General features: G+C 29.4%; 16 protein-coding genes and 1 riboswitch. Of the genes, 11 read left to right on the top strand and 5 right to left on the bottom strand.

Features of this window, described 5'->3' with window-relative positions; genetic code table 11:
• Window positions 1-116 precede the first annotated feature (116 nt).
• The 3 genes from EK368_RS11990 (at window position 117) to dapF (ending at window position 2,914) form a co-directional block, all read left to right on the top strand.
• Window positions 117-1,409, top strand: a complete 1,293-nt coding sequence (locus tag EK368_RS11990; protein ID WP_129600028.1) for an L-cysteine desulfidase family protein — start codon at window positions 117-119, stop codon at window positions 1,407-1,409.
• A gap of 99 nt (window positions 1,410-1,508) precedes the next feature.
• A complete protein-coding gene (gene hpt / locus EK368_RS11985; RefSeq protein ID WP_341472797.1) occupies window positions 1,509-2,036 on the top strand; it encodes a hypoxanthine phosphoribosyltransferase in 528 nt (175 codons plus the stop codon).
• Between the two features lie 53 nt (window positions 2,037-2,089).
• On the top strand, window positions 2,090-2,914 hold the full coding sequence (dapF, locus tag EK368_RS11980) for a diaminopimelate epimerase (RefSeq protein WP_129600024.1): 825 nt from the start codon (window positions 2,090-2,092) through the stop codon (window positions 2,912-2,914).
• 28 nt (window positions 2,915-2,942) lie between these two features.
• Here the strand turns inward: dapF and dapD are convergent, their stop codons facing one another.
• The 5 genes from dapD to EK368_RS11955 form a co-directional block, all read right to left on the bottom strand.
• Complete coding sequence (gene dapD / locus EK368_RS11975) at window positions 2,943-3,674, bottom strand: 2,3,4,5-tetrahydropyridine-2,6-dicarboxylate N-acetyltransferase (RefSeq protein ID WP_129600022.1); 732 nt, start codon at window positions 3,672-3,674, stop codon at window positions 2,943-2,945.
• Between the two features lie 63 nt (window positions 3,675-3,737).
• Window positions 3,738-4,493 (bottom strand): 4-hydroxy-tetrahydrodipicolinate reductase, encoded by a 756-nt coding sequence (gene dapB, locus EK368_RS11970; RefSeq protein WP_129600021.1) that lies wholly within the window; start codon window positions 4,491-4,493, stop codon window positions 3,738-3,740.
• 10 nt (window positions 4,494-4,503) lie between these two features.
• A complete protein-coding gene (gene dapA / locus EK368_RS11965) occupies window positions 4,504-5,385 on the bottom strand; it encodes a 4-hydroxy-tetrahydrodipicolinate synthase (protein WP_129600019.1) in 882 nt (293 codons plus the stop codon).
• 52 nt (window positions 5,386-5,437) lie between these two features.
• Window positions 5,438-6,433: an aspartate-semialdehyde dehydrogenase gene (locus tag EK368_RS11960; RefSeq protein ID WP_129600016.1), complete on the bottom strand. Its 996-nt coding sequence runs from the start codon at window positions 6,431-6,433 to the stop codon at window positions 5,438-5,440.
• Between the two features lie 52 nt (window positions 6,434-6,485).
• Window positions 6,486-7,241 (bottom strand): DeoR/GlpR family DNA-binding transcription regulator, encoded by a 756-nt coding sequence (locus tag EK368_RS11955; RefSeq protein WP_129600014.1) that lies wholly within the window; start codon window positions 7,239-7,241, stop codon window positions 6,486-6,488.
• Window positions 7,242-7,496: 255 nt separating this feature from the next.
• On the opposite strand from EK368_RS11955, the gene EK368_RS11950 reads away from it, so the two are divergent.
• From EK368_RS11950 to hslO, 8 genes are all read left to right on the top strand, one after another.
• On the top strand, window positions 7,497-8,654 hold the full coding sequence (locus EK368_RS11950) for a M20 metallopeptidase family protein (RefSeq protein ID WP_129600012.1): 1,158 nt from the start codon (window positions 7,497-7,499) through the stop codon (window positions 8,652-8,654).
• Window positions 8,655-8,680: 26 nt separating this feature from the next.
• Window positions 8,681-9,622 carry a type II CAAX endopeptidase family protein gene (locus EK368_RS11945; RefSeq protein ID WP_129600010.1) on the top strand — a complete coding sequence of 314 codons (942 nt, stop codon included), beginning with the start codon at window positions 8,681-8,683 and terminating at the stop codon, window positions 9,620-9,622.
• 20 nt (window positions 9,623-9,642) lie between these two features.
• The gene (locus tag EK368_RS11940; RefSeq protein WP_129600008.1) at window positions 9,643-10,485 is read left to right on the top strand and encodes a DegV family protein; all 843 of its coding nucleotides are present in this window, start codon (window positions 9,643-9,645) and stop codon (window positions 10,483-10,485) included.
• 32 nt (window positions 10,486-10,517) lie between these two features.
• A riboswitch (TPP riboswitch) is annotated at window positions 10,518-10,624 on the top strand.
• Window positions 10,625-10,686: 62 nt separating this feature from the next.
• Window positions 10,687-11,214: an energy-coupled thiamine transporter ThiT gene (thiT, locus tag EK368_RS11935; protein ID WP_129600006.1), complete on the top strand. Its 528-nt coding sequence runs from the start codon at window positions 10,687-10,689 to the stop codon at window positions 11,212-11,214.
• Between the two features lie 56 nt (window positions 11,215-11,270).
• A complete protein-coding gene (locus EK368_RS11930; protein ID WP_243109417.1) occupies window positions 11,271-11,480 on the top strand; it encodes an alpha/beta-type small acid-soluble spore protein in 210 nt (69 codons plus the stop codon).
• A 74-nt stretch (window positions 11,481-11,554) separates the two neighbouring features.
• Window positions 11,555-12,295 (top strand): class I SAM-dependent DNA methyltransferase, encoded by a 741-nt coding sequence (locus tag EK368_RS11925; protein WP_129600004.1) that lies wholly within the window; start codon window positions 11,555-11,557, stop codon window positions 12,293-12,295.
• A gap of 115 nt (window positions 12,296-12,410) precedes the next feature.
• The gene (locus EK368_RS11920) at window positions 12,411-12,611 is read left to right on the top strand and encodes a cold-shock protein (protein WP_129600002.1); all 201 of its coding nucleotides are present in this window, start codon (window positions 12,411-12,413) and stop codon (window positions 12,609-12,611) included.
• Window positions 12,612-12,738: 127 nt separating this feature from the next.
• On the top strand, window positions 12,739-13,617 hold the full coding sequence (hslO, locus tag EK368_RS11915; protein WP_129600000.1) for an Hsp33 family molecular chaperone HslO: 879 nt from the start codon (window positions 12,739-12,741) through the stop codon (window positions 13,615-13,617).
• Window positions 13,618-13,761 lie beyond the last annotated feature (144 nt).

Raw genomic sequence — 13,761 nt, 5'->3', positions numbered from 1 at the left:
TTGAGACTCTTTTATAGAGTGTATATCTCAAAATGAGAAAATCATATAAAAAAGCTTCTTTTTTATTGGCATGATTATTGCCATATAAATAGATATAAAAGAGAGGATGATTGAATATGGAATTGCAAAAATTGATTATAGAAACTTTAAAAAAAGAAGTAGTGCCTGCTGTTGGATGTACAGAACCTGTTGCAGTAGCATTAGCTTGTGCCAAAGCTAAAGAAATGACAGCTGAAGAAATAAAAGAAGTACACATTTTAGTAAGTCCTAATATTTATAAAAATGGATTGGGAGTAGGAATTCCCAATACAAATGAAGTTGGATTATATATAGCAGCTGCTTTAGGAGTGGTAGGAGGAAAAAGTGAAAAAAAATTAGAAGTTTTACAAGACATTACTCCTATACATGTAAAAAAATCAAAAGATTTAATAGCAAATAAAAGAATTTTTATAGGTATCAAAGATACGAAAGAGAAAATTTATATTGAAGCATTAGTAAAAACAAATACAGATAGCATAAAAGTAATAATAGAAAGAAAGCATGATAGAATTGTATATATAAGCAAAAATGAACAAATCATTTTAGATGAAATAAAAAAATATGAAAATCATAAGGATGAAGATATTGCTTTGTATGATTTAAAAGTTTTAGATCTTATTGAAGAAATAGAAAAAATACCTTATGAGAAGTTATCTTTTTTATTAGAAGGACTTTATATGAATGAAAAAGTAGCATTAGAAGGATTAAAAAAGAAAGTAGGAATGGGAGTAGGAATGAGTTTGTATGAAAATATACAAAAGGGAATTTTATCTGATGACTTAATGAATCAAGCCATGATGCTAACTGCTGCTGCTTCTGATGTAAGAATGTCTGGAGAGAATATGTCTGTTATGAGTAGCAATGGAAGTGGAAATAATGGACTTACAGCTATTTTACCTATTGTAGCTTATAAAAATAAATTTTCTGTAAAAGAAGAGGATTTGGTAAAAGCATTAGCCATTAGTCATATCATAAATAGTTACATTAAGTTTTATATAGGAAGGCTTTCTGCATTATGTGGATGTGGGGTTGCAGCAGCTACAGGAGCTAGTGTAGCTATTGTGTGGCTTATGGGAGGAAATAAAAAACAAATAGATGGTACCATTCAAAATATGTTAGGAAATATAAGTGGAATGATTTGTGATGGTGCAAAAGTAGGATGTGCCCTTAAATTGTCTACAGCAGCTTCTACAGCTATACAATCAGCTCTTTTAGCTTTAAATGGACATGTAATTCCAAATCAAAATGGAATCATAGGAAAGAGTGCTGAGGATACCATTAAAAATTTAGGAAAGCTTTCTATAGAGGGAATGGAAAATATGGATCAAGTCATTTTAAAAGTTATGAAAAGTATGCAATGTATCGCATAATCTATACAATTGACAAAGAATAGCTTATAGATTAGAATATTTAATAATGTATAAAGGAGATACTATAGTTGTATAGTTGGAGGGAATTGAATAATGGATATAGAAAAGAAAAAAAAGGAAGTACTATTTTCTAGAGAAGATCTTCAAAAAAGAATAGAGGAATTAGGACGACAAATTAAAAAAGATTATGAAGGAAAAAAAATATTAGCTGTATCTCTTTTAAAGGGTAGTTTTATATTTGCAGCAGACTTAGTTAGAGAGATTGATGCTCCTGTTCGTATAGAATTTATGGCAACATCTAGTTATGGTCATGGTGAAGAATCTTCTGGAAAGGTAAATATATTGTATGACTTATCAGTAGATTTAGAAGATTATGATGTTTTAATTGTAGATGATATTGCAGATACAGGACTTACGATGAAATTTGTTTTAGAGCATTTGAAGAAAAAAAATCCAGCTAGTATTAAATGTTGCGTATTATTAGACAAACCTTCAAGAAGAAAAACACAATTAGAAGCAGACTATGTAGGATTTACTATACCTGATAAATTTATTGTAGGATACGGACTCAATTATGGTGACTATTATAGAAATGTACCTTATGTATTTGCTTTTGTGGATAAGTAAAGTCAGTAGCTTTTTATGCTATTGACTTTTTTGTATAAAGAAGGAGGATAAATATGGAGTTTACTAAAATGCATGGAGCAGGAAATGATTTTATATTATTTGATGGTACAAATGAAAAAATAAAAGATTATGGACAACTTGCAAAAGAAGTATGCAACAGGCACTTTGGAATTGGAGCAGATGGAATGATGGTAGCAAAAAATTCTGAGAAGAATGATATCAAAATGGTTTATTACAATTCAGATGGTTCAATTGCACAAATGTGTGGAAATGGAATTCGTTGTTTTTCAAAGTTTGTATATGAAAAAGGTTTAGTAAAAAAAGAAGAAATAGAAGTTGAGACTTTAGCAGGAGTAAAGAAAGTATATCTAGAAGTAAAAAATAATGATGTAAAATTTATAACAGTAAATATGGGAAAACCTATTTTTTGTCCAAAAGATATTCCTATGTTGTGTGAGGAAGAGGATGTATTAGAAAAATCTTTATCTATAGATGGAGAAAACATTATATTCTCTAGTGTATTAGTTGGAGTACCTCATACGGTTATATTTGTAGAGGATATTAAAAAGATAGATATTAATAGATTAGGAAAAAAAATAGAAAAACATTCTATTTTTCCTAAAAAAACAAATGTAAATTTTGTAGAGATCAAAGATAAGGATTTTATTCATGTATATACTTGGGAAAGAGGAGCAGGAAGAACACTAGCTTGCGGAACGGGATGTTGTTCAAGTGTGGTGATAGGTCATGTTTTAGGAAAATTAAATAAAAAGGTAAAGGTGCAAGCAGAAGGAGGTTTAATAGAAATTGAACTAAATAATAATCTTGATATTTTTATGAAGGGAGAAGCTAAAAAAATCTGTACAGGAAATTTCTAAAAATAAAAGCTGAGGATATCCTCAGCTTTTAACCTCTCAAATCTTCTAATAATTTTGTTTTATCCATAGTTTTCTCATCTTTTTGTTTGATTATTTTTGCGGGAGAGCCTGCTACTACACACTCACTAGGAACATCTTTTGTTACGATAGAGCCTGCTGCAACTACAGCACCTTTTCCTACTATGACACCTTCTAAGATCACTGCATTTGCTCCAATCATTACATCATCTTCTATGATGACAGGAGTAGCACTAGGAGGTTCTAATACTCCAGCTAAGACAGCTCCAGCACCTACGTGTACATTTTTACCTACTGTTGCTCTAGCTCCTAATACAGCATTCATATCAATCATGGTGCCTTCTCCAATTTCAGATCCTATATTAATGACTGCGCCCATCATGACTACAGCATTTTTACCTATTTGCACTCGATCTCTTATAATAGCACCAGGTTCAATTCTTGCATCTATATTTTTTATATCTAGAATAGGGATGGCAGAATTTCTTCTATTATTTTCTATAAAATAATCTCTGATATTTTCTTTATGAATAGATAAGAAATTTTGAATTTCCTCATGTTCTCCAAATAAAATCCAGAAGTTTTCATTTCCAAATTTTTTTATAGAATCACAAGCAATATCTTGTAAAGATCCATCCACATAAACTTTTACAGGAGTAGATTTTTTAGCTTTTTTAATAAATTTAGCTATTGCATAAGGGTTTGTTAGATCTATATTTTCATTAGTGTTTTCTATATTCATTAGTGAAATCAATCCTTTCTTTATATGAAGATGTAACTTATTTATTGGATAAAATTATACATTTTATGATTCAATTAAGTCGTTCATATTATAAAAGCCAGGTTTTTTATTTGTTAAAAACTTTGTTGCATGAATAGCTCCTAATCCAAATATATCTTTAGAAAGGGCTGTGTGCTTTATTTCTATGATTTCATCAGGACCTGCAAATAAAATAGTATGTTCTCCTACGATGCTTCCTCCACGAATGGTATGAATTCCTATATCTGTATTTTTTCTTTTTTCATTTCTTCCATATCTTCCATATATAAAATTCTTTTTATTACCTAATGCTTTATTAATATTTTCTGCTATTAAATAAGCAGTTCCACTAGGAGCATCAACCTTTTTATTGTGATGTTTTTCAATAATTTCTATATCAAAGTTATCTCCAAGTGCTAAAGCTGCCATTTGTGAAATATTTTTTGTAACCTGAATGCCTAATGACGTATTTCCTGTTTGAAAAATAGGGATGTGATTGGATGCATCCATTATATTTTTTAAATGATTGCCATCAAGTCCCGTAGTAGCTATTACCAAAGGTAGTTTATTATCTACACAATATTTTAATAAATCATTTAAAGCACTATGGTGAGAAAAATCAATTACTATATCTGCTTTTTCCTTACATAAAGAAGGAGTGTTATATACAGGAAAGCTATTTTCACATTGTGTTGTATTAGGATCAATTCCTGCAATGATGTTTAAATCTGTTTCTTGTTTTATGAGTCTTACTAAAACTTGACCCATAGCTCCATTACAACCACTAAGTATTACGTTCATAAAATCCTCCTTATTTGAGTAAATGATATTCTTGCATTCTTTGTTTTAATATACATAGATGATCCTCATCCATATCTACAAGAGGTAATCTTAAAGGGCCGACTTCAAAATTCATAAGATTCATAGCTGTTTTTATAGGAATAGGATTTACTTCTATAAATAGAGAATCTATGAAAGGCTTCATTTCAAGTTGAAGGTTACGAGCTTTTTCTAGATCTTTTTTCATGAAATAATCGACCATAAGGTGTGTTTTTTTAGGAAGAATATTTGCTACTACAGAAATGACTCCATGACCTCCTAAAGAAAGGAGTGGGACTACCATATCATCATTTCCTGAATAAACATAAAAGTCATCAGGTACAAGACGAATCATTTCTGCAACTTGAGAAATATCTCCACTTGCTTCTTTGATTCCTTTTATATTTGGGTGTTTACTAAGTGTTTCTAATGTTTTAGGTGATATATTTACACCAGTTCTTCCGGGAACATTATATAAAATAATAGGGATAGAAACTACATCAGCAATTGCATTAAAATGAGCGATGAGTCCTTTTTGTGTAGTTTTATTATAATAAGGAGTAATTAGTAGCAGTCCATCTGCGCCTACTTTTTGTGCATACTGGCTCATTTCTATGGCATGAGAAGTACAGTTGCTTCCTGTTCCTGCTATAACTGGTATTCTTTTGTTTATTTTTTCTACAGTAAATTTTATAACAGACTTTTGTTCGTCATCTGTGAGAGTAGAAGATTCTCCTGTAGTTCCTGTAATGATAATTGCATCTGTATGTTCTTCTAGGTGCCAATTTAGAAGTTGTTCTAATTTTTCATAGTTTACACTTCCATCTTTAAATGGTGTTACAAGAGCAACGCCAGAACCAGTAAATAAATTCATTTTAAAATCATCCTTTCATGAAAATGTACTATATATTATTATATGCTTAATATTAAAGAGTAGGAACTAATAATTCTGCAATTTGAACTGTATTTGTTGCGGCTCCTTTTCTAATATTATCTGCAACTACCCATAAATTGAGTCCATTCTCAACACTGAAATCTTTTCTAATTCTTCCTACATAAACCATATCCTGTCCAGCAACTTCACGAGCTAGAGGATAAATATTATTAGTAGGATCATCTTGAAGAATAATACCAGGTGCATTTTTAAATATATTTTTGATTTCTTCTATATCAAAACTATTTTCAAACTCTATATTAATAGATTCGCTATGACTATCTTTTACAGGAACTCTTACAGTGGTAGCAGTAATTTTTAAATTTTCATCATGTAGAATTTTCTTTGTCTCATCAATCATTTTCATTTCTTCTTTGGTATATCCATTTTCTAAAAATGTATCAATGTGAGGAAGGCAATTTCCAGCAATAGGGTGAGGATAAGGTGTTAAAATATCATTTCCTTTTAAGCCTTCTTCTAAAGCTACTACCCCTGATACTCCAGAGCCTGATACAGCTTGATAAGTAGAATATATAATTCTTTTTATTTTAAATTTGTCGTGAATAGGTTTTAATGCAACCATAGCTTGGATGGTAGAGCAATTTGGATTTGCAATAATTCCTTTATGATTTTTTATATCTTCAGGATTTACTTCAGGAACTACTAAAGGAACATCTTTTTCCATTCTCCAAGCACTACTATTATCTACTACAATAATTCCCTTTGAAGCTGCAATAGGAGCAAATTTTTTACTAATATCTCCTCCTGCCGAAAATAAAGCAATTTGAATATCTTTATCAAAAGATTTTTCTGTTAATTCTTCAACTACAAATTCTTTTCCTTTGCAAGTTACTGTTATACCTGCTGATTTAGCAGAAGCAAATGGATATAGATTTTCAAAAGGAAAATCCCTTTCTTCTAATACTTTTAAAAATGTTCTTCCTACCATTCCAGTAGCTCCTACTAAAGCAATATTTACTTTTTTCATATAAATTCCCTCCTAAATATTATGAGTAAATGATTGATAAAATAATGAATTGTTATACTATTTCTACTTGAACACCTTTTTTTCTTATTTTATTTAATTCTTGCTCATTAGATTTGTCATCTGTAATAAGCATATGAATAGATTCAATACTACATACATGAGCAAAAGTAATTCTTCCTATTTTTCTATAGTCTGATACTAAAATTTTTTTTCTACTACAATGGATTACTTCTTTTAAAAAATCACTACTATCTAGGGTAGAGGTAGTGACACCAGGATCATCTTTAATACCTGCACAAGGAATAAAAGCTTTATCAAAGTGATAGTTTTTAAGATCTGATATGGCTCTAGATCCTAGAATGTTTCTTTTATAATTAATTGTTCCACCTATTATGATGGTTTCTATATTTGAAATATTAGACAATTCTTTTGCAATATCTAAAGAATTTGTAACAATGGTGATATTCTTATTTTCGATAAAAGGGATCATCAAAAGACTAATCATACTGCCCATAAGCATAATTGTATCTTCATCTTCAATAAGGGTTGCTGCTAGTTTTGCAATTTTCTTTTTTTCTTCTAAAGCTTCTAATTTACCTTCTTCCATAGATGAAATCCATTTGGATTTTTCAATACGTACAGCTCCGCCATGAGTTTTTTTAAGAAAGCCATCTTTTTCTAAAGCTGTTAAATCTCGTCTTATAGTATAGATAGATACATGAAAAGTATCTGTTAATTGTTGAAGATTGATAACCCCTTCTTCTTCAACAAGTTCGATAATTTTTTTTCTTCTTGCTTCAGTAATCAATGTAGCTGCCCCCTATATCCTTGAATGATCAATTTATGATCATATTATTGCAATGTATTTATCATGATGTGATTATATTTTATCATATTATATGATAAAATATTTGTAAATGATTTATTCAAAAGTTTATTATATATGTTGTTAAGCATATTAACAAAAAGATATATAGTTGTCAACAAAATTTTTGTACTTTTCTAAAAATAAAAAACAAGATACAATATTTTATATGTAAATAAATGAAAAGAGGTGTAGCATATGATTCATATAGAAGAAAAAATATTAAGCATGAAAGAAGAGATCATTCAAATAAGAAGAGAACTTCATAAAATTCCAGAGATAGGATTTGATGAATACAAAACAAGTGAATTTATTATTCAAAAGCTTGAAGAATATGGTGTAGAGGTATATAAAAATATAGCAAAGACAGGAATTATTGGGTTCATAAAAGGAAAAAGCGAAAGATCTATTGCTTTTCGTGCAGATATGGACGCACTTACGATCCAAGAAGAAACAAATGTTTCTTATCAATCTCAAAATAAAGGGATGATGCATGCTTGTGGACATGATGCACATATGTCTATTTTATTAGGTTTTGCAAAATATATATCTATATATAAAGAAGAATTACCTTATTCTTTGGTATTTGTATTTCAACCTGCTGAGGAAGGACCAGGAGGAGCATTACCTATGATAAAAGAGAGGATCATAGAAAAATTTCATATTCAGAAAATTGTAGGGCTTCATGTATATCCTCAAATTGAAGAAGGCAAAATTGGATGCAGAGTAGGTCCTATGATGGCTCAAACTGGAGAATTTGATATTGTCATTTCAGGATGTGGAGGACATGGAGCAATTCCACAAAAGGCAATAGATAGTATTGTCATTGCTTCAAATCTTATCTCTTCTTTTCAAACGATTATTAGCAGAAATATTAATCCTATAGAAGGAGCTGTTCTTACTATTGGAAAAATGTGGGCAGGAGAAAGAAGAAATATTATAGCAGAAAAAACTTATTTAGAAGGAACCATCAGAGCTTTTGAAGAAGAAGTATATGAAAAAATAAAAAAAAGAATGAAGGAGATGAGCAAAGGAATAGAGAAGATGTATAATTGTTCTATAGAAGTGATATTTAGAGATATGTATCCAGCAGTAGTAAATGATAAAGAAATGGTCAGAATTCTTCAAAAAGCTGTTGGAGATGAAAATATAGAGTGGATAGCTCCTCAAATGATTGCAGAAGACTTTTCTTATTATCAAAAGAAAGTAGCAGGACTATTTTTCTTTTTAGGAGTGAATAATAAAGATCAAGGACATATATACCCTCTTCATCATAGTAAATTTTCTTTTAATGAAGAAATACTTTTGATTGGGATTCAAATCTATAAAAATTTATTACAGTCTATAGAAGCATAAAAATATAAAAAAAAGGAGGAAAACATTTGGGAAATAGCGAAAAAATAAAAATTGTAGAAGTGAACATATTGTATTTTATTACAGCTATTTTTCTTGTAACGATAGGGTATTATGTCCAACAAAAAAATTTGAAAACAGGGTTGTTGATTACAGAATATGGGATTATTTTGCTACCTGCGCTTTTGTACATAACAATAAAAAGAGATTCTTTAAAAAATGTATTAAAATTAAATCCTTTATCTTTTAAGCATGGAATAATGATTTTTTTTATAACTATTTGTATGTATCCTGTAGCTCTTTTTTTCAACTTGATTGCTATGATTGTATTAAGTATTTTTGTAAATATAAAACCACAAGCTATTCCAACTGCTACGAATCTTTCAGAGTATTTTGTGCTTTTATTTATTATTTCTATATCTGCAGGAATTTGTGAAGAAGTTTTTTTCAGAGGATTATTATTAAAAACTTATGAAAAAATAGGCAAAAAAAAGGCTATATGGATATCTGCTTTATTGTTTGGGTTATTTCATTTTAATCTTCAAAATTTCTTGGGACCTACTGTATTAGGAATTTTATTTGGATATTTAGTATGTCAAACTAATTCTTTATTTGCAGGAATCATTGGACATATGACCAATAATGGGTTAGCTGTAACATTAGGATATATGATTCATCTATATAGTAAAAAAACAAAACCAATGGTTGAAGATGTAGTACATTTAGAAATTTTTCAAATTATAATATTTGCTGCTTTTTTCGGAATAATATCTATTTTTACAGCTACATTGGGGTATTCATTGTATAAAAGAATCATAAAAGATATAAAAACGAATCAAAGATCATGTTATTTTATTGAAGAGAAAGGAAAAACTAACAAAATACCTAGATTTGTGTTTACACCTATTGGGTTAACGGTTATTATATTTATATATATGGGTTATTTACAAATTAAATATATGATGCTTTAAGTATAGTTAGGAGAGTGCATATGGAAAAAATAGCAGTAATTACAGATTCTTCTTGTGATTTACCACAAGAATGGATTCAAAAATATAATATTGAGGTACTTCCTCTTCGTGTGATCTATTCACAACAAGAATTTAGAGATCGTGTAGAAATTTCTCCACAAGAAGTATATGAAAATTTGGAAATAGAGACTCCAAAAACTTCTTTGCCTTCTCCAGAGGATGCGAAAAATCTTTTTCACAAATTACAAGAACAAGAATATACTCATGTATTAGGAATATTTATTTCATCAGGATTAAGTGGTACATACAATATGGTTAAAAATGTAGCAGATGAGTTTGAAAAATTGACTATAGAATTAGTGGATTCTAAAACACTATCTATGGGACTAGGTTTTTTAGTTTTAGAAGCAGCAAAGGAAGTTTATAAAAATTCTAATTTTGCACAAATCATAGAAAAAATAAAAAAAATACTTCATAAATCAGAGCTTTTTTATGTATTAAAAACTTTAGAATATTTACGTAAAGGCGGAAGAATTGGTTTGGTAGAAGGAACTGTAGGAGAAATTTTAGGAATAAAACCTATTATTTCTATAGATGAGGATGGTAAATATTATACTTATAAAAAAGTAAGAGGAAGAAAAAAATCTATAGATGATATTTATTCTATTGTAAAAGAAAAAATAAAAGATAAAAGAATAGATATTGCGATTATGCATGGAAATGCAGAAGAAGAAGCTAAAAAACTTTTAGAAAGAATAAAAGATATAGGAAATATTAATGAAACATTATTTTCACAAATTAGTCCAGTTTTAGGAGTTCATACAGGACCAGGACTCATTGGAGTTGTTACTTTTGAAGTTTGACTTATTTATTTTTTGGTAATATAATGATTATAATTAAATACAAGGGGAGCTAAAAAAATTGGCTGAGAGGAAACTTCTTTGTTTCGACCCATAACCTGATCTGGATAATGCCAGCGTAGGAACATAAGTAAGAAAATGAGCTGCATTCTTTCAGAATGCAGTTTTTGTATGTTTAAAATTAAGTATGAAAAGGGTGAAAAGATGAGAAAGTTTACTACAAAAATGATCGTAGAAGCAGGGATTATGATTGCATTAGCACAAATTTTAAGCTATATCAAGATATTTGAAGCGCCTTATGGAGGATCTATTACAGCAGGAAGTATGGTACCTATATTTATCTATTCTATAATATGGGGGTGTAGACCTGGAATTTTGGCAGGAGTTGTATACGGTATTTTACAATTTTTGTTAGGAAAATCATGGTCGCTACATATTCTATCTATAGTTTTTGATTATATAGCTGCTTTTGGAGTTTTAGGACTTGCAGGGCTTTTGAATAAAAATTTAAAAAGAGTGAATATTAGTGTATGTATAGCTACTATAGGAAGATTTATTTCTCATGTTATATCTGGAGCAATTGTGTTTAAAGCTTATGCACCAGCAGGTGAAAATCCTTGGATTTATTCTATAAAGTATAATGCAAGCTATTTAGTACCAGAATTGATTATATCTATTTTTATAATTGGTATTTTATATAGACCTTTAAAATATCAATTATCAAAAAATTAAAGTAGGTATAAAAAATGTACCCCTTACCAATAATAAAAAATAGGGGAGGGGTATGAATGTCTAAAAAAAATAGTATGAAGAATAAAAAAAATAAAATAGAAACTATTGAAGACAAATGGAAATATGAAATTGCTCAGGAATTAGGATTGTTAGAAAAAGTAGAAAGCTTAGGATGGGGAGGACTTACAGCGAAGGAAACTGGAAGAATTGGAGGACTCATTACTGTAAGAAAAAAGAAATTGAATAAGAAAAATACAGAGGGATAGAAAATCTATCTCTTTTTGTTTTGGAAATATATTATAATAAAAAAAGTAGAAATATAAGATAAGGGAGAGATGGGATGAAAAGCTATAGCGCGTTTGCTTATGTATATGATCAATTGATGGAAGATGTAGACTATGATGAGTGGACTATGTATATTGAAGCTATATTTAAACGATATAATATAAATCCTTTAAATATAGCAGAACTAGCTTGTGGAACAGGTAATGTTACGAATAGACTTGCTAAAAGAGGATACAATATGATTGGAGTAGATATAGCAGAAGATATGCTCTATGTTGCTTCTCAAAAAGCTAAAGATCTGAAGATCGATGTAGTTTATCTAAATCAAGATATAACTGATCTTTTGTTACCTACTCATTTAGATACTATTTTATGTATTTGCGATGGAATCAATTATATCATTGATGAAAAAAATTTATTTAAAGTATTTCAAGGAGTACATAACCATTTAAAAGAGAATGGATTATTTATTTTTGATATTAGTAGTTATTATAAATTATCGCAAATACTAGGGAATCATACTTATGCAGAAAACTTAGAACAAGTTTCTTATATATGGGAAAATTATTTTAATGAAGAAGAGCGTATATGTAATTTAGATTTGACTCTTTTTATAAAAGAAGGTGATATTTATAAAAAATATGAAGAAGATCATATACAAAGGGCTTATAAAGAAAAAGAAATAATAAAAATGTTAAAAAAAGTAGGATTTAAAAAAATTGAATCTTTTGATGCTTTAAATTTTTTATCTCCTAAAGAAACAAGTGAAAGAGTTTATTTTGTTTGTCAAAAATAAAATTTGAGCTTATAAACTTAAAGTCAATTTCCATTGACACTAAAAATGACCTGTGATAAACTCTAGTTGTAGCAATGATTTGCTACGTATGATATTGGTTAGGAGGATTGTTTAAATGGAAAAAGGTACAGTAAAATGGTTTAATGGAGAAAAAGGTTATGGATTTATTTCGAGAGAAAATGGAGAAGATGTTTTCGTACATTTCTCTGCAATCGACATGGATGGTTACAAAACTTTAGAAGAAGGTCAATCTGTTGAATTTGAAGTAGTTCAAGGAGAAAAAGGACCTCAAGCTACAAACGTTACAAGAGGATAATAAAACGTGTAGCCATTAATAGCCCTGATAGATCAATCAGGGCTTTTATTACTATAGATGATCAAGTTATAAATTTTTCAAAGAATAGTTTATTCTGATATAAAAACAAGTGAAAAGGATGGAGCAGATGAAAAATTATGTACTAAGAGGAGTTGCAGCAAATAAAAGTATAAGAGTTTTTTTAGGAGTTACAACAAATTTAGTAGAAGAAGCAAGAGTGATTCATAATACTACACCTGTTGCTACTGCTGCTTTGGGAAGAACTCTTACAGGGACTGTAATGATGGGCCTTATGCTAAAAGGAGAAAAAAATAAATTGTCTATACAAATTAAAGGAGATGGACCTTTAAAGCAGATTTTATCTGTTACTGATTCAAAAGGAAATGTAAAGGGATATATATCAAATCCTAATGTAGAGCTTCCATTAAGAGAAGATAAAAAATTAGATGTAGGAAGAGCTGTTGGAAAAGGAAAAATGATTGTGATTAAAGATTTGGGATTAAAAGACCCATATGTAGGACAGTCTGATTTAGTATCTGGAGAAATAGCAGAAGATTTTACAGCTTATTTTGCATACTCAGAGCAACAACCTTCTGCAGTAGGATTAGGAGTATTAGTAGATAGAGATTATTCTGTAAAAGAAGCAGGAGGATTTATTATACAAGTACTTCCAGATGCATCAGAGGATGTGATTATAAAGCTTGAAAATAGAATAAGTGAACTTCCATCTGTTACTCAATTAATGGAAGAGAGTAAAGATGGAGAAGAAATGCTAAGTAGAATATTAGAAGGTTTTGATTTTGAAATTCTAGATAAGAAAGAAGTATTTTTAAATTGTGATTGTTCAGAAGAAAAGCTTGAGAAAGCTTTAATTAGCATTGGGGAAAAGGATTTAAAACAAATTATTGAAGAAGATGAACAAGCAGAACTTACATGTCATTTTTGTAATAGAAAATATCATTTTAACAAAGAACATTTACAAAAGCTTTATGAAGAAGCACAGTAGTTGAATGAATTCACTACTGTGCTATGAAGAAGTATTGACAAAATAACTACTTGTGTGTATAATATCATTGGTAAGTTATTAAGGGCGCATAGCTCAGCTGGGAGAGCACCTGCCTTACAAGCAGGGGGTCATAGGTTCGATCCC

It is taken from the genome of Anaerophilus nitritigenes (assembly GCF_004138215.1).
Taxonomy (GTDB): Bacteria; Bacillota; Clostridia; order Peptostreptococcales; family Thermotaleaceae; genus Anaerophilus; species Anaerophilus nitritogenes.
Note: the sequence above shows the minus strand (reverse complement) of the source record. Positions and strands in the feature narration are given on the sequence as shown.

Coding starts and splice junctions, on each gene's coding strand:
- EK368_RS11960 (WP_129600016.1), bottom strand. CDS start 6,433: ATGAAAAAAGTAAATATTGCTTTAGTAGGAGCTACTGGAATGGTAGGA.
- EK368_RS11925 (WP_129600004.1), top strand. CDS start 11,555: ATGAAAAGCTATAGCGCGTTTGCTTATGTATATGATCAATTGATGGAA.
- EK368_RS11990 (WP_129600028.1), top strand. CDS start 117: ATGGAATTGCAAAAATTGATTATAGAAACTTTAAAAAAAGAAGTAGTG.
- dapD (WP_129600022.1), bottom strand. CDS start 3,674: ATGAATATAGAAAACACTAATGAAAATATAGATCTAACAAACCCTTAT.
- EK368_RS11930 (WP_243109417.1), top strand. CDS start 11,271: ATGTCTAAAAAAAATAGTATGAAGAATAAAAAAAATAAAATAGAAACT.
- dapB (WP_129600021.1), bottom strand. CDS start 4,493: ATGAACGTAATACTTAGTGGTTGTAATGGAGCTATGGGTCAAGTTTTA.
- thiT (WP_129600006.1), top strand. CDS start 10,687: ATGAGAAAGTTTACTACAAAAATGATCGTAGAAGCAGGGATTATGATT.
- dapF (WP_129600024.1), top strand. CDS start 2,090: ATGGAGTTTACTAAAATGCATGGAGCAGGAAATGATTTTATATTATTT.
- EK368_RS11940 (WP_129600008.1), top strand. CDS start 9,643: ATGGAAAAAATAGCAGTAATTACAGATTCTTCTTGTGATTTACCACAA.
- dapA (WP_129600019.1), bottom strand. CDS start 5,385: ATGAATTTATTTACTGGTTCTGGCGTTGCTCTTGTAACACCATTTAAA.
- EK368_RS11920 (WP_129600002.1), top strand. CDS start 12,411: ATGGAAAAAGGTACAGTAAAATGGTTTAATGGAGAAAAAGGTTATGGA.
- EK368_RS11950 (WP_129600012.1), top strand. CDS start 7,497: ATGATTCATATAGAAGAAAAAATATTAAGCATGAAAGAAGAGATCATT.
- hslO (WP_129600000.1), top strand. CDS start 12,739: ATGAAAAATTATGTACTAAGAGGAGTTGCAGCAAATAAAAGTATAAGA.